The sequence below is a fragment of the Brachybacterium sp. B718/18 genome, from assembly GCF_055454375.1.
In genome coordinates this window covers 721,363-736,873 of sequence record NZ_JBVDDO010000001.1, presented here as the reverse complement: position 1 = coordinate 736,873, position 15,511 = coordinate 721,363, and the positions used below count along the sequence as shown (strand labels likewise).

Annotated in this window: 12 protein-coding genes; 7 read left to right on the top strand and 5 right to left on the bottom strand. The window is 71.2% G+C overall.

Translation table 11 applies throughout. From position 1 onward, the window contains the following. Window positions 1-73: 73 nt before the first annotated feature. From ACZCAH_RS03530 to ACZCAH_RS03520, 3 genes are all read left to right on the top strand, one after another. Window positions 74-1,390, top strand: a complete 1,317-nt coding sequence (locus tag ACZCAH_RS03530) for a class I SAM-dependent RNA methyltransferase (protein ID WP_464339739.1) — start codon at window positions 74-76, stop codon at window positions 1,388-1,390. A gap of 232 nt (window positions 1,391-1,622) precedes the next feature. Beyond that, window positions 1,623-4,412: an aconitate hydratase AcnA gene (gene acnA, locus ACZCAH_RS03525; protein ID WP_464339738.1), complete on the top strand. Its 2,790-nt coding sequence runs from the start codon at window positions 1,623-1,625 to the stop codon at window positions 4,410-4,412. Window positions 4,413-4,836: 424 nt separating this feature from the next. Further along, window positions 4,837-6,741, top strand: coding sequence for a 1-deoxy-D-xylulose-5-phosphate synthase (locus tag ACZCAH_RS03520; protein WP_464339737.1), 1,905 nt, complete (start codon window positions 4,837-4,839; stop codon window positions 6,739-6,741). Here ACZCAH_RS03520 and map read toward each other — a convergent pair. The 5 genes from map to ACZCAH_RS03495 all read right to left on the bottom strand — a co-directional run bounded on the left by map (window position 6,695) and on the right by ACZCAH_RS03495 (window position 11,420). Then, window positions 6,695-7,516, bottom strand: a complete 822-nt coding sequence (gene map, locus ACZCAH_RS03515) for a type I methionyl aminopeptidase (RefSeq protein WP_464339736.1) — start codon at window positions 7,514-7,516, stop codon at window positions 6,695-6,697. The two genes, ACZCAH_RS03520 and map, sit on opposite strands and share 47 nt — an antisense overlap. Next, entirely contained in the window at window positions 7,513-8,505 is a 993-nt protein-coding gene (locus ACZCAH_RS03510) for a COX15/CtaA family protein (protein ID WP_464339735.1), read from the bottom strand. The genes map and ACZCAH_RS03510 overlap by 4 nt, the downstream gene beginning before the upstream one ends. Before the next feature lie 75 nt (window positions 8,506-8,580). After that, the gene (locus tag ACZCAH_RS03505) at window positions 8,581-9,414 is read right to left on the bottom strand and encodes an ABC transporter permease (protein WP_464339734.1); all 834 of its coding nucleotides are present in this window, start codon (window positions 9,412-9,414) and stop codon (window positions 8,581-8,583) included. After that, on the bottom strand, window positions 9,411-10,286 hold the full coding sequence (locus ACZCAH_RS03500) for an ABC transporter ATP-binding protein (RefSeq protein ID WP_464339733.1): 876 nt from the start codon (window positions 10,284-10,286) through the stop codon (window positions 9,411-9,413). Before ACZCAH_RS03500 ends, ACZCAH_RS03505 begins: the two co-directional genes overlap by 4 nt. 39 nt (window positions 10,287-10,325) lie before the next feature. Beyond that, complete coding sequence (locus tag ACZCAH_RS03495; protein ID WP_464339732.1) at window positions 10,326-11,420, bottom strand: glutathione S-transferase family protein; 1,095 nt, start codon at window positions 11,418-11,420, stop codon at window positions 10,326-10,328. Window positions 11,421-11,643: 223 nt separating this feature from the next. Here ACZCAH_RS03495 and ACZCAH_RS03490 point away from each other — a divergent pair, with 223 nt between their 5' ends. Genes ACZCAH_RS03490 through ACZCAH_RS03475 form a run of 4 tightly spaced genes read left to right on the top strand, consistent with a single transcriptional unit; the run spans window position 11,644 to window position 15,474 of the window. After that, on the top strand, window positions 11,644-12,381 hold the full coding sequence (locus ACZCAH_RS03490; RefSeq protein ID WP_464339731.1) for a helix-turn-helix transcriptional regulator: 738 nt from the start codon (window positions 11,644-11,646) through the stop codon (window positions 12,379-12,381). Then, complete coding sequence (gene sufB / locus ACZCAH_RS03485) at window positions 12,378-13,805, top strand: Fe-S cluster assembly protein SufB (protein WP_464339730.1); 1,428 nt, start codon at window positions 12,378-12,380, stop codon at window positions 13,803-13,805. The genes ACZCAH_RS03490 and sufB overlap by 4 nt, the downstream gene beginning before the upstream one ends. Continuing rightward, entirely contained in the window at window positions 13,805-15,136 is a 1,332-nt protein-coding gene (sufD, locus tag ACZCAH_RS03480; protein WP_464339729.1) for a Fe-S cluster assembly protein SufD, read from the top strand. The genes sufB and sufD overlap by 1 nt, the downstream gene beginning before the upstream one ends. After that, on the top strand, window positions 15,136-15,474 hold the full coding sequence (locus ACZCAH_RS03475) for a non-heme iron oxygenase ferredoxin subunit (RefSeq protein WP_464339728.1): 339 nt from the start codon (window positions 15,136-15,138) through the stop codon (window positions 15,472-15,474). Before sufD ends, ACZCAH_RS03475 begins: the two co-directional genes overlap by 1 nt. The last annotated feature ends 37 nt before the right edge of the window (window positions 15,475-15,511 follow it).

Sequence of the window (15,511 nt, the reverse complement as noted above, 5' to 3'; positions counted from 1 at the left end):
CCAGCGGAGCAGCCACCTGATCGACCGGAGCCGGTCCCGCGACGTCCAGCGCGGGCGGAGAGGGAGTGGACCGATGAGCACGGACCCCGAACGCGACGCGAGCGGCCCGGCGCCGGACGGACGACTCCTCACCCTCTCCGTCGGTGCGCCCGCCGCCGGGGGCACCTTCGTGGCCCGGCATGAAGGCCGGGTCGTGTTCGTGCGCGGGACCGCACCGGGGGAGACGGTGATCGCGCGCCTCCTCGACGATCCGGCCGAGAAGCCCGATGCGCGCTTCTGGCGCGCCGAGGCGGTCGAGGTCCTCGAGCCCGGGGTCGATCGCGTCCCGACGGTGTGGGAGGAGGCCTCCGCCGAGGGGATCGGCGGTGCCGAGTGGTCCCACATCGCCCTGCCCGCGCAGCGCCGCATCGCGAGCGAGGTCATGCAGGAGCTCCTGCGCCGCGCCGGGGTGAGCAGCTATCCCATCGAGGAGGTGCAGGTCGAGCCGGCCACCCACGACATGGACGGACTCGGCTGGCGCACGCGCATGCGCTTCGCGGTCGACGAGCAGGGGCACGTGGGGATGCGCGGCTGGCGCTCCCACGACGTGCACCCGCTCGGGGCTAACCCGCTCGCGGCCCGCGCGATCCGCGATCTCGACCTCGGAACCTGGACGGCGCCGGAGGGCGTGGAGGCCATCGACGCGGTCGCCCCCTCGGTCGGCCCCGCCTCGGTGGTGCTGGTGGGCCGGGACCTGGACCCGGCGACGATCCGCGTCCCCGAGGAGTGGGGCGATGTGGACGTGTCCGTGCGGACCTCTCGCGGGCTCGTCCCGCTTCGCGGTGACGGCATGGTGCGCGAGCGCGTCGGCGATCGGCTGTTCGCGGTCTCGGCGACCGGGTTCTGGCAGTCCCATCGCCGGGCCGCCGAGCTGCTCAGCGAGGCCGTCTCGACGGCGCTGCGCGCACCGCGCGGCGGCAGCGCCTGGGACCTCTACGGCGGGGTGGGGCTGTTCGCCGCCGTCGCCGCCGAGCAGGTGGGGCGGGACGGCACCGTCGTCTCCGTCGAGGGGAACCGACGGGCCTCTCAGCTCGCCGCGGAGAACCTCCAGGACCTCCCGCAGGTGTCGACCGGCACGGCCGACGTCACCGACTGGGTGCGCGCCCGACGCGGCGGGGTCGACGTGGTGGTCCTGGATCCGCCGCGCAACGGCGCGGGGCTCGAGCTGATGGACCTGCTCGCCGCGGTGGTGCGGCAGCGGATCGTCTACGTGTCCTGCGAGCCCTCCACCCTCGCCCGGGACCTCGCCGCGATCGAGAAGAAGGGTTGGGGCCTCACCGAGCTGCGGGCCTTCGACCTCTTCCCGCACACGCACCACATCGAGTCGGTCGCGGTCCTCGAGCGGGTCTGAACCGGTCTGGGCAGGCGGCCGACCCGCCCCGGGCCGAGCTGACGACCTGTCAGCTGGAGGCCCCGATCCGTGGTAGAATTTATCTTGACTTCAAGATATCTGCCGGGGTCACCCCTGCGGACCACCACCTCACCTGCACACTCGTCCGGATCGGCGGTCGGCGCGTTCGCCTGCCGCCGTCGGTGCGCGCGCCTACGATGAGGGGGTCGCCCATCAACCGAGGAGTTCTTCCATGAGCACCATCGACTCGTTCCACGCGAAGCAGCAGCTCGCCGTCGGCGGGACCGACTACGAGATCTTCGCCCTCGACGCCGTGCCGGGCGCCGAGAAGCTTCCCTACAGCCTCAAGGTCCTGCTCGAGAACCTGCTGCGCACCGAGGACGGCGCGAACATCACTGCCGATCACGTCCGCGCCCTGGCCTCGTGGGATCCCTCCGCCGAGCCCGCGACGGAGATCCAGTTCACCCCGGCCCGCGTGATCATGCAGGACTTCACCGGCGTGCCCTGCGTCGTCGACCTCGCCACCATGCGCGAGGCGATGGAGGACCTCGGCGGCGACCCCGAGAAGATCAACCCGCTCGCCCCTGCCGAGATGGTCATCGACCACTCCGTCATGATCGACGTCGCCGGCCGCCTAGACGCGCTCGAGAAGAACATGGAGCTCGAGTACGAGCGCAACCGCGAGCGCTACCAGTTCCTGCGCTGGGGCCAGACCGCCTTCGACGACTTCAAGGTCGTCCCCCCGGGCACCGGCATCGTCCACCAGGTCAACATCGAGTACCTGGCCCGGACCGTGATGACCCGTGAGGTGTCCGTCGACGGGAAGGCGCCGGTCCTGCGGGCGTACCCGGACTCCTGCGTCGGCACCGACTCCCACACCACCATGGTCAACGGCCTGGGCGTGCTCGGCTGGGGCGTCGGCGGCATCGAGGCGGAGGCCGCGATGCTGGGCCAGCCCGTGTCGATGCTGATCCCCAAGGTGGTCGGCTTCAAGCTCACCGGCGAGATCCCCGCCGCGGCGACCGCGACCGACGTGGTGCTCACCATCACCGAGATGCTCCGCCAGCAGGGCGTGGTCGGCAAGTTCGTCGAGTTCTACGGCGAGGGCGTCTCCCAGGTCCCGCTCGCGAACCGCGCGACCATCGGCAACATGAGCCCGGAGTTCGGCTCGACCTGCGCGATCTTCCCGATCGACGACGTGACCGTCGACTACCTCCGCCTCACCGGCCGCTCCGAGGAGCAGCTCGCGCTCGTCGAGTCCTACGCCAAGCGCCAGGGCCTCTGGCACGACCCGAGCGTCGAGGTCGCCTACTCCGAGTACCTCGAGCTGGACCTCTCCACCGTGGTCCCCTCGATCGCCGGCCCCAAGCGCCCCCAGGACCGCATCGTCCTCACCGAGGCGAAGGAGTCCTTCCGCGAGGTTCTGCCGTCCTACGCGACCGACCACCCGGTCGAGGCGGACGGCGACGGCTCCTTCCCGGCCTCCGACCCGGCCACCCCCGAATCCGACAACGAGTCCGGCGGCGGCGCCCCCGAGCACCATCACGTCGTCGGCCGCGCCTCGAACCCCGTCCAGGTCAAGGGCAGGGACTTCGAGATCGACCACGGCATCGTCTCGATCGCCTCGATCACCTCCTGCACCAACACCTCGAACCCCTCGGTGATGATGGCCGCCGGCCTGCTGGCCCAGAACGCCGTGGACCGCGGCCTCGCGGCCAAGCCGTGGGTCAAGACCTCCATGGCCCCCGGCTCGCAGGTCGTCACGAACTACTACACGAAGGCCGGCCTGTGGCCCGCCCTCGAGCAGCTCGGCTTCCACCTGGTGGGCTACGGCTGCACCACCTGCATCGGCAACTCCGGCCCGCTGGATGCGGAGATCTCCGAGGCCATCGCCGAGAAGGACCTCGCGGTCACCGCGGTGCTCTCGGGCAACCGCAACTTCGAGGGCCGCATCAACCCCGACGTGAAGATGAACTACCTGGCGTCCCCGCCGCTGGTCATCGCCTACGCGCTCGCGGGCACGATGGACTTCGACTTCGAGAACGACCCGCTGGGCACCGACAAGGACGGCCAGGACGTCTACCTGCGCGACATCTGGCCGAACCCGACCGACGTCGAGCGCGTGATCGGCGAGAACATCACCCAGGAGATGTTCTCCGCCGACTACCAGGACGTCTTCACCGGTGACGAGCGCTGGCGCGGCCTGGACACCCCCGAGGGCGCGACCTTCGACTGGGATGCCGAGTCCACCTACGTGCGCAAGCCCCCGTACTTCGAGGGCATGGGCCAGACCCCCGAGCCGGTCGAGGACATCCGCGGCGCGCGGGTGCTCGCCAAGCTCGGCGACTCGACCACCACGGACCACATCTCGCCCGCGGGCTCCATCAAGCTCGACTCCCCGGCCGGGAAGTACCTGCAGGAGCACGGGGTGGCCCGCAAGGACTTCAACTCCTACGGGTCGCGACGCGGCAACCACGAGGTGATGATCCGCGGCACCTTCGCAAACATCCGCATCAAGAACCAGCTGCTCGACGGTGTCGAGGGCGGGTACACGAAGAACTTCCTGACCGGCGAGCAGGAGTTCATCTACGACGCGGCGCAGGCGTACGCGGCGGAGGACATCCCGTTGGTCGTGCTGGCCGGCAAGGAGTACGGCACCGGCTCCTCGCGCGACTGGGCCGCCAAGGGCACCAAGCTCCTGGGCGTCAAGGCCGTCATCACCGAGAGCTACGAGCGCATCCACCGCTCGAACCTCATCGGCATGGGCGTGCTGCCGCTGCAGTTCCCGGCGGGGGAGAGCGCCGACTCGCTCGGGCTCGACGGGACCGAGACCTTCGACATCACGGGCGTCACCGCGCTGAACGAGGGCTCGACCCCGAAGACCGTGGCCGTCACCGCGACCAAGGAGGACGGTTCGGTCGTGGAGTTCGACGCGGTGGTCCGCATCGACACCCCCGGTGAGGCGGACTACTTCCGCAACGGCGGCATCCTGCAGTACGTCCTCCGCTCGCTCGTCGCCTGATCGACGTACTGCGAGGGACGAGCGGTAGGAGATCAGGCAGTAGGTTCCGGCCTGATCGACGTACTGCGAGGGACGAGCGGTAGGAGATCAGGCAGTAGTTTCCGGCCTGATCGACGTACTGCGAGGGACGAGCGGTAGGAGATCAGGCAGAGTTTGACAGCCTGATCGACGTCCTGCGAGGGACGGCGCCCCGTCCGGCAAACGCCGGGCGGGGCGCCGCCGTCGTGGACGGGTCCGCGCGGGTCTCCAGCGTCCCGCACGAGCACCCCTGATCACCCGATCTGCACGCCATTGCAGACGCTGGGCGGTGTCCGTGAAACCCCGGTGAAGATGTGCACAGATGTGACCATGTCGGCCGTCGATCCTGGTCAGCACGACGTACTCTGAGGGAGTCCCGCCCCCCGCACCCCAGAGAGGACCGCGCGTGCCCACCACCCAGCAGCGCTCCCTCACCGGACTTCCGCGCCCCCGGACGACACCGCCGTCGTCGGCCACTGCGGAACCCGTCGACGTGCCGATCCCGTCGGACCCGGAGGAGCTCCGTCGGCTCCCCGTCGATCGGCTCCCCGGTCTCGCCCGCACCCTCCGTCGCCGCCTGCTCGAGATCTGCTCGCGCACCGGAGGGCACCTGGGCCCGAACCTCGGCGTGGTCGAGCTGACGATCGCCCTCCACCGCGAGTTCCGCTCACCGGCCGAGCCGATCGTCTTCGACACCGGTCATCAGGCCTACGTGCACAAGATGCTCACCGGTCGTGCCGACCTCGCCGGCCTGCGCAGCGCGGGGGGCGTCTCGGGCTATCCGGACCGCGCCGAATCCCCGCATGACGTGGTCGAGAACTCCCACGCCTCGGGGTCGATCGCCTGGGCTCACGGTCTCGACCGCGCTCACCGGCTCGCCGGGGCGGACGAGGTGACGGTCGCCGTGATCGGCGACGGGGCGCTCACGGGCGGTGTCGGACTCGAGGCGCTCAACGAGCTCGCCACGGACCGCGGCTCCCGCACCGTCGTGGTCCTGAACGACAACACGCGCTCCTATGCTCCGACCGTCGGAGGTCTCGCCACTCATCTCGCGGCGCTCCGCGCGGGTGACGTCGCCCCGGGCGAGGACGTGTTCACCGCCCTCGGGCTGGGCTACGTCGGCCCCGTGGACGGTCATGACCTCGGAGCGCTCGCACAGGCGTTCACCCGCGCCCGGATGCTGGCCGAGGCCGAGGACCGCGCCGGTGTGCTGGTCCACGTCGTGACCCGCAAGGGCGCCGGCTTCGCCCGCGCCGAGTCCGACCTCGTCGACCAGTGGCACTCCACCGGCCCCTTCGCCCTCGAGGACCAGGAGGAAGCCGCTGCGGCCGCGGACACCTGGACCGCCCGGTTGGGACGAGCGGTGCTCGACGCCGCTCGCGCCGACGAGCGCGTGGTCGCCCTCAGCGCGGCGATGATCGACCCCGTGGGCCTCACCCCGATGCAGCGGGAGATGCCCGAACGCGTCCTCGACGTCGGCATCGCCGAGCAGCTCGCCCTCGACACCGCTGCGGGCCTCTCGGCCGGCGGGCGCCGACCGCTCGTCGCCCTCTATGCGACCTTCCTCAATCGTGCCCACGACCAGCTGCTCCTGGACCTCGCCCTGCACCACGAGGACGTCGTGCTCACCCTCGATCGCGCCGGGGTGACCGGGGACGACGGCCCCAGCCATCACGGCATCTGGGACCTCGCTCTCGCGACGCAGGTCCCCGGTCTGTCGCTGTGGGCGCCGCGCGATGCCGAGCGACTCGAGGAGGCGGTCCCCGCCGCGCTCGACTCTCCGGGAGCCTCGATCATCCGCTTCCCCAAGGGCGCCTGCCCGCCCGCCCTGCCGGCCCGCACGCGGATCCCCGCGGGTGACGTGCTCGCCGGCGACCACGAGGCGCCGATCGACCTGCTGCTGGTCAGCATCGGCGCCCTCGCACCCCGCGCCATCCAGGCCGCGGAGGAACTGCTCGCCGAGCGCAAGGACCTCAACGTCCTGGTGATCGATCCCGTGCAGGCCCTGCCGCTCTCGGACCCTCTCGTGGACCTCGCCGGTCGTGCCCGCGCCGTCGTCACCCTCGAGGACGGCCTCGCCGAGCGCGGCGTCGGCGCGGCTCTCGCCGTGCGGCTCCAGTCCCGCGCGACCCTCGCGCATCCCGCTCCGGTGGTGCGCACCCTGGGCGTCGCGGGGGAGTTCATCGCCCATGCCAAGCGCGACCAGATCCTGTCCGCTCAGGGCCTCGACGCCGACGGGATCGCTGCGACCCTGCGCGCCGTGCTCAGCCGAGCGAGCTGCGAGGGGAGGGGTCGTCCGCCCGGGCGGTGAGCACGACCGGCGCCCCGTCGGTGACCTGCAGGGTGTGCTCGGCGTGCGCACCGCGGGACCCGTCGGCGGAGAGCTGGGTCCAGCCGTCGCGCTCGTCGACCCGGAGCTCCGAGGTGGTCGGGACGAGGAAGGGCTCGACCGTGATCAGCTGCCCCGCGACCAGCTCGGCGCCCGAGCCGGGGGTGCCGTGGTTCGGGACGAACGGTGCCTCGTGCATCGTGCGGCCCACGCCGTGCCCACCGAAGCGGTCGTTGATCGTGTAGCCCAGCGCGTGGGCCCGGTGCATGACCGCGTTTCCGATGTCGCCCACGGTCGCCCCGGCGGTGACCTGGTCGATCCCGGCCCACATCACCTGCTCGGTGTCCCGGATGAGCTGGAGGTCCTCCTCCCGCGGGGTGCCGACGGGGATCGTCAGGCAGGAGTCGGCGACCCAGCCCTCGAGCGAGACCGCGAAATCGAGGGAGAGCAGGTCGCCGTCCTCGACCACCCGGTCGTAGGGGCGTCCGTGCAGCACGCCGTCGTTGAGCGAGGTGCAGATGACGTACCCGAAGGGCGAGGCGCCGAAGGCCGGGTGATAGTCGAGATAGCAGCTCATCGCCCCCGCCTCGCGGATCAGGCGATGCGCCTCGGCGTCGACCTCGAGCAGGTTCCACCCGACCTCGACGGTATCCCGCAGGTGCGAGAGCACCGAGGCCACGAACTCGCCGGCGGGCCGGGCCTGCTCGAGGGTGGGCAGCTCGGCGGTGGAGGAGCGGCGGCGGCGACCGAGGATCATGCCGGCTCCTCCTGCCAGGTGACGAGCCGTGCCCCGACCCAGGCGATGGCGGCACCGAAGAGGGCGGCCCCGATCAGGTGCAGGAAGACCACCGATTCGGGGAGTCCGGTGAAGTACTGGACATAGCCGATGACGCCCTGGATCAAGGTCATGCCCAGCAGCCACCACGCGGCGACCCGGGCCTCGCGGCGGGCTCCGGTGCGGACGAGGACCACGAGCAGGGCGATCAGGAGGGCGCAGAACAGGTAGACCGAGAGCGCATGAACCCGAGAGATCAGCACCGGGTCGAGCATGATCCGGGTGACCTCCCCGGAATCGCCCGAATGCGGCCCGGTGCCGGTCACGATCGTGCCGAGGACCAGCACCAGGAAGCCCACCGCGGCGAGGGGGACGTAGATCCACACCGCTGCACGGGGCACGGCCCGGCGCACGGGACCGTCCCCGTCGTAGAGCCGGACGAGCAGCACCATCGAGGTCGCCGCCAGCACGGGGGAGATCAGGAAGTGCGGGCTGACCACACCGGGGTGGAGGTCGGCGAAGACCACCACCATGCCGATCAGCGCCTGCAGGATCGTGCCGAGCAGCGGCACCCAGGCCAGGCGACGGAAGCCGACGCCCTTGTGGGACAGCCACCGCCAGGTCACCAGCAGCAGCGCCGCGGCGAAGACGCACAGCACGCCGGTCAGCATCCGGTTCCCGAACTCGACGAAGGGATGGATCCCGGACTCGAGGGTCAGCTCGGGCGTGAAGGTGCCCGGCTCGCAGTTGGGCCAGGTCGAGCAACCCAGCCCGCTGCCCGTCAGCCGCACCGCTCCGCCCGAGAGGATGATGCCCATCTGGCTGATCAGGTTCCCCCAGAACACGACCTGGGCGAGACGGGCTCGGCGCCGCGGCCCCCAGTCCAGCCGGGCGTCGGGAAGGGTGGTCACGCTGCCGTGGCGCTCGGGAGCGCGCGCGGCAGCCGCGGGGGCGACGGGGGCGGAGGGCATGCCCTCGATTCTAGGGAGCCCGCCCGAGGATCTGCTGTGCCCCGCGCGGTGACCCGGGGCACGTCGGACGAGCCCTCAGGCGTCGGTCCAGCGGAACCAGCGGATCACCGCGAGGCTCGCGCCCACGGCCCAGATCGCCAGCACGAGCACGGAGCCGATCGAGAACGGGGAGCCCGCGAGGCAGGCGCGCAGCAGCTCGCCGAGAGCTCCTGAGGGGAGCAGGTCGACGAGCCCGCGCAGGAAACGGGGGTACTGCGTGACCGGGAAGGAGATGCCCCCCACGACGAACAGCACGAAGACGAGGTTCGAGGCGGCGAGCACGCCCTCGGTGCGCAGTCGACCCGCGAGCAGCAGGCCGAGGGCGCCGAAGGCCACTGTGCCGACCAGCCACACCGGGAGGGCCGCGACCAGTCCCCACAGCTCCGGACGCCAGCCCAGGGCCAGGGCGAGCAGGCCGAGCACTGCTCCCTGCAGCACGTGCACCAGCAGGGTCGCCAGCACCTTCCCGGCGAGATAGCCGTCCCGCCCGAGCGGGGTGGTGGCGACCCAGCGCAGCACGCCGTTGCGGCGGTCGAAGCCGGTCTGGATCGCCTGGGAGGTGAAGGACGTCGAGACCAGCGCCGTCGCGAGGGTCGCGGCGACTGCGGTGTCGATCGGGGCGACGCCGTCGAGCCGGCCGACGGGCAGCAGCCGCAGACCGATCAGCACGAAGGCCGGGACGGCGAGGGCGACCATCAGCTGTTCGCCGTTCGTCAGCAGGGTGCGCGCCTCCAGACGCGCATGGGCGAGGATCCTGCGGTGTCTCGGGGCCGGTGCCGGGGCGGAGGACGGGGCGTCCGACGCGGCCTCGGAGGTCGAGGCGGCGGGATCGCCCGCCCGGGAGTCGGCGGAGAGGTCGGGGGCGGTCATCGGATCTCCTCCGTCGTGGGCGCGGCGGATGTCAGGTCGAGGAGCACCGCTTCGAGGTCCGCCGCCCCGGCGGCGCCCAGCTCGAGGTGCGCGCCGTGGCGCGCGGCGAGCGCGCGGAGATCCTTCTCGAGGCTCGCCCGGGCGGCGGGGGCGATGGCGCTCAGCCGGGCGGTGACCGACCCGTCGGCACCGCAGCCGCGATGGTCCTCGATCACCTCCGCGACCGTCCCGGCGGCCACCGTGCGGCCCCGCGCGATCACGCACACCTCGTCGGCCAACCCCACCACGTCCTCCATCAGATGGGTGGTGAGGACCACGGCGGTGCCCTGCTGGGCGAGGCCGCGCACGAGGGTGCGCACCCGACGACGGACCTCGGGGTCCATGCCCGCCGTCGGTTCGTCGAGGAAGACGAGGCGGGGCCGCCCGATGATCGCGAGCGCGAGGGCGAGCCGCTGGCGCTGACCGCCCGAGAGGCGGCGCACGAGGGTGTCCGCGAAGTCGGTGATCCCCAGGTACTCCGCGACCTCGTCGACGTCGAGGGGGTGGGAGTGCAGCGAGGCCCCGTAGCGCAGCAGTGAGAGGGCGCGTGCCCCGGAGGTGAGCCCGCCGTCCTGGATCATCACGCCGACCTGCGCGCGGTGCTCGGCGGTGGAGCGCCAGGGGTCGACCCCGAGCACCCGCACGGTCCCGCCCGCGGGCCGCAGCAGGCCCGTCGCACAGGAGATGGTGGTCGTCTTGCCGGCACCGTTGGGGCCGAGGAGGGCGGTGACCCGCCCGTGCCGGGCGACGAGGTCGACCCCGTCGAGGGCGCGGACGGGGCCGAAGGAGAGCGCGAGGCCTTCGACGACGAGGGCGGGGGAATGGTCGGTCATGGCGCCGCCCATGCTAGGCCCCCGTCGTCGGTCGGCGGCTCAGCGACCGGCGACGTGCAGGGGCGTGTGCGCGGGATCGACGACCTCGGCCGCGAGCGGCGGCTCGGGGGCGGTGCCTCCCGGCCCCCAGGTGTCGGTCTCGAGGCGATCGCGATCGTGGGGCGCCATCAGCGGCTCGAGCGCCGGGCCGAGCGGCACGATCTGCGTGGGGTTGAGGTCCTCGTGCACGTAGTAGTAGTGCCGCTTGATCTGCTCGAAGTCGACGGTGTCGCCGAAGCCGGGGGTCTGGAAGAGGTCCCTGGTGTAGTTCCACAGGTTCGGCATGGAGGCGAGGGTCTGCCGGTTGGCCTTGAAGTGCCCGTGGTAGACGGGATCGAAGCGGATCAGGGTGGGGAAGAGGCGCACGTCCGCCTCGGTGATCGAGGGGCCCAGGAGGTAGCGGCTGCGCCCGAGGCGCTCCTCGAGCTCGTCCAGCGCCTCCCACAGGAGGGCGTACTCGCGCTCGTAGTCCTCCTGCGAGCCGGCGAAGCCCACCTTGTACACGCCGTTGTTGACGCGGTGGAGCATCCACGCGTTCAGCGCGTCGATCTCCTCGCGCAGCGGCTCCGGGTAGAGGTCGGGAGCGCCCTCGCGGTGGTGCTCGGTCCACTCGGTCGCGAAGTCGAGGGTGATGCGCTGGAAGTCGTTGGTGACGACGGCCCGGGAGGGCACGTCGACGACGGCGGGGACGGTGATCCCGCGCGGGTAGTCGGAGAAGCGGGCGAAGTAGGCCTGCTGCAGGCGCTCGTAGCCGAGCACCGGGTCGACGCCGCCGGGATCGAGATCGAAGGTCCAGGAGCGCTTGTCGTGCGTGGGACCGGGCATGCCGACGGAGATCACGTCCTCGAGGCCCAGGAGCCGACGGGAGATGAGGGTGCGATTCGCCCAGGGGCAGGCGCGGGCGGCGATCAGCCGGTAGCGACCGGCCTCTACCGGCCAGCCGTCGCGGCCGTCGCGCGTGATCCGGTCGTCGATGTAGGTCATGTCGCGGTCGAAGGCCTTTCCCGCGCTCACGTAGGCGCCTCGCGTCGAATGCTCCTCGCCGTTCTCGGGTGCGGCGGCCTGGTGCTCTGGTCGGCTCTCGGTGCTGTTCATGGTTCCCTCCGGTGCTCGACGGCGCGGTGCGCGGGGCGGGCCCGCATCCGCGGACTTTTCCCAATATAATTGAAATGCGTAGCAGTTGGGGGCAAGACGCGTCACCTCCGGGTAAGGGCGCCCTGGGTGGTTCGTGGCACATGGGTGGGCAGGGTTTTGGAAAGCGTCATGTTGTAAAATCGGTGGGGTCGCCGACGGTCGAGACGGAGGAGGCGCCGAGGACATGACGACTCCCCAGCAGGAGCCCGCCGGGCCGCACGCCACCCGGGATCGGTTGATCGACGCGATCTCCGCGCACGGGCCGATCACCGCCCGCCAGCTGGCCGAGCGCTTCGAGCTCACCAGCGCCGCCGTGCGTCGGCACCTCGCTCTCCTCGAGGCTGACGGGGTGATCGAGGAGCACGAGGTCCCGGTCGCCCATCGCGGGCGTGGTCGTCCGTCGAAGACGTTCGTGCTGTCCAAGGCGGGGCACGAGAAGCTCCCCGGGGGCTACGACGAGCTCGCCGTCCTCGCGGTCGCCGAGCTCGCCCGCCGCGGCGGCGAGGACGCGATCGCCGAGCTCGCCGCCCGCCGGATCGCCGACTGGGAGATCGCGCTCTCCGCTGAGGTCGAGCGCCGGGAGGCGGCGGGGGAGACGGTCTCCCGCTCGCGGAGGATCGAGCTGCTCGCCGAGCTGCTCACCGACCGCGGATACGCCACCACGGTGCGCCCGCTGCATGTCCCGCTGCCGACCGCCGGCGGACGTCCGGGGGAGATCCCGCGTACGCTCGTCACGGCCCAGCTCTGCCACGGCCGCTGCCCCGTCCTTGACGTCGCGGCCGACCATCCCGAGCTGTGCGAGGCCGAGTCCGAGCTCATCTCCCGCATCATCGGGGCCCCCGTCCAGCGCCTGGCCACCCTGGCCCAGGGCGCCCACGTCTGCACGACTCACATTCCGCTCACCGAGGGAAGGACATCATGACGAGCGCACCAGAAAAGCTCACACAGGACGAGATCATCGACTCCATCGGCAACTACGCCTTCGGATGGCACGACGAGGACTCGGCCGGGGCCAGCGCGCGCCGCGGTCTGTCCGAGGACGTCGTGCGCGACATCTCCGCCCGCAAGAGCGAGCCCGAGTGGATGCTCGAGCGCCGCCTGAAGGCGCTGAAGCTCTTCGAGAAGAAGCCGATGCCGACCTGGGGCCCGGATCTCTCCGGGATCGCCTTCGACGACATCAAGTACTTCGTCCGCTCCACCGAGAAGCAGGCCACCTCCTGGGAGGACCTGCCCGAGGACATCCGCGAGACCTACGACCGCCTGGGCATCCCCGAGGCGGAGAAGCAGCGCCTCGTCGCCGGTGTCGCCGCGCAGTACGAGTCCGAGGTCGTCTACCACCAGATCCGTGAGGACCTGGAGGAGCAGGGCGTCATCTTCCTGGACACCGACACCGCGCTCAAGGAGCACCCGGAGCTGTTCCGGGAATACTTCGGCACCGTCATCCCCTCGGGAGACAACAAGTTCTCGGCACTGAACACCGCCGTGTGGTCCGGCGGGTCCTTCGTCTACGTCCCCAAGGGCGTGCACGTGGAGATCCCGCTGCAGGCCTACTTCCGGATCAACACCGAGAACATGGGCCAGTTCGAGCGCACGCTGATCATCGCCGACGAGGGCTCGTACGTGCACTACGTCGAGGGCTGCACCGCGCCGATCTACAAGTCCGACTCGCTGCACAGCGCCGTCGTCGAGATCGTCGTGAAGAAGGACGCCCGCGTCCGCTACACGACCATCCAGAACTGGTCGAACAACGTCTACAACCTGGTCACCAAGCGCACCACCGTAGAGCAGGGCGGCGTCATGGAGTGGGTCGACGGCAACATCGGCTCGAAGGTCACCATGAAGTACCCGGCCGTGTGGCTGATGGGCGAGCACGCCCGCGGGGAGACCCTCTCCGTCGCCTTCGCGGGCGAGGGCCAGAACCAGGACACCGGCTCGAAGATGGTGCACATGGCGCCGCACACCTCGAGCTCGATCGTCTCGAAGTCGGTCTCGCGCGGCGGCGGCCGCAGCTCCTACCGCGGCCTGGTCCAGGTCATGCCCGGTGCCGAGCACTCCGCCTCGACCGTGCTGTGCGACGCGCTGCTGGTGGACACCATCTCGCGCACCGACACCTACCCCTACGTCGACGTGCGCGTCGACGACGTCCAGATGGGCCATGAGGCCACCGTCTCCAAGGTCTCCGAGGAGCAGCTCTTCTACCTGATGAGCCGCGGCATGGAGGAGACCGAGGCGATGGCGATGATCGTGCGCGGCTTCATCGAGCCCATCGCCCGCGAGCTCCCGATGGAGTACGCCCTCGAGCTGAACCGCCTGATCGAGCTGCAGATGGAAGGAGCAGTCGGCTGATGACCTCGACCGATGTCACCGATGTGAAGGGCCCCGAGAGCGCCGGGGACCCCACCGCGAACGAGGCCGTCGGCCATGCGGCGGGGGCTGCCCCCGTCGCCGTCGGAACCGCCCTCGAGGGCACCGACACCACGGCCGCCCCCGAGCTGGAGGCGGAGAACCTCTCCCTCCCGGGCCAGGGGCTGTCCGCCGCGCACGCCGCGGCGAACCGCGGGGCTCGGCTGCGCTCCTTCGAGGTCGCCGACCACGCCGTGCCCCGCAGCGACGTCGAGGAGTGGCGCTTCTCCCCGCTGCGCCGCTTCGCGCCGCTCTTCGAGGACGTCGCCACCGACGATCGCGAGGGCGATTTCGCCGTCGACTACGCGGTGAGCGTCCCCGAGGGCGCCCCGGAGCCGGGAGTCCTGGCCCCCGGTCAGGCGCCGCGCGGCACCGTCCTGGTGCCCGAGGACCGCACCTCCGCCGTCGCCTCGGCCCGCACCGAGCAGGCACTGCACCTCGTGGCCGCGAAGAACGCCGCGTACGACACGCCGTTCCGCGTCGACATCACCGGGCGCGGCGCCGAGCGGCGCGGCAACGCCCACCTGGTGCTCGAGGCAGAGGAGTCCTCCTCCTCGATCGTGGTCCTGAACCACACCGGCTCCGCGCAGTACGCGCAGAACGTCGAGATCGTCGTCGGCGACAACGCGCAGATGACGGTCATCTCGGTCCACGACTGGGACGACGACGCCGTGCACATTGCACAGCACCACGCCCGTGTGGGACGCGATGCCCGCCTGAAGCACGTCGCGGTCACCCTCGGCGGCGGCGCGGTGCGCCTGAACGCGATCGGCGAGTACGCCGCCCCCGGCGGCGAGATCGAGAAGCTCGGCCTGTACTTCTCCGATGAGGGCCAGTTCTTCGAGAACCGGCTCTTCATCGATCACAGCGCCCCGAACTGCACCTCCAACGTCGCCTACAAGGGTGCGCTGCAGGGCAAGGGCGCGCGGTCCGTATGGGTCGGCGACGTGCTGATCCGCAAGTCGGCCGAGGGGACGAACACCTACGAGCTGAACCGCAACCTGGTGCTCACCGAGGGGGCGCGCGCCGACTCGGTGCCGAACCTGGAGATCGAGACCGGCGAGATCGAGGGCGCCGGCCATGCCGCGGCGACCGGTCGTTTCGACGACGAACAGCTGTTCTACCTGCGCGCTCGCGGCATCTCCGAGGTCGAGGCCCGTCGCCTCGTGGTGCGCGGCTTCTTCGCGGAGATCATCCAGCAGATCGACGTCCCCGAGGTGCGCGAGCGCCTCTCGGCCGCGATCGAGGACGAGCTCGCCCGGAGCATGAACTAATGTCGGACGCCTTCGTCCCCGTCGCCGCCCTCGCCGACCTCGACCCCGGTGAGGCGATGGACGTCGTCGCCGGCGGCATCGAGATCGCGCTGGTGCGCGACGAGGACGGCGGCGTCCACGCCCTCGAGGACCTCTGCTCGCACGACGAGATCGCGCTGAGCGACGGCGACGTCGAGGGATGCACCATCGAGTGCTGGAAGCACGGCAGCCAGTTCGACCTCGTCACCGGTCGTCCCCTGCAGCTCCCGGCCGTCCGGCCCGTGCGGGTCTTCCCCGTGCGCATCGACGAGAGCACCGGCGCGATCCTCGTGGATCCGACCGCCGCCCCCGCCACCTGATCCTCCGGGTGCCCCGCGGCGCCCGACCCCAGCCCCC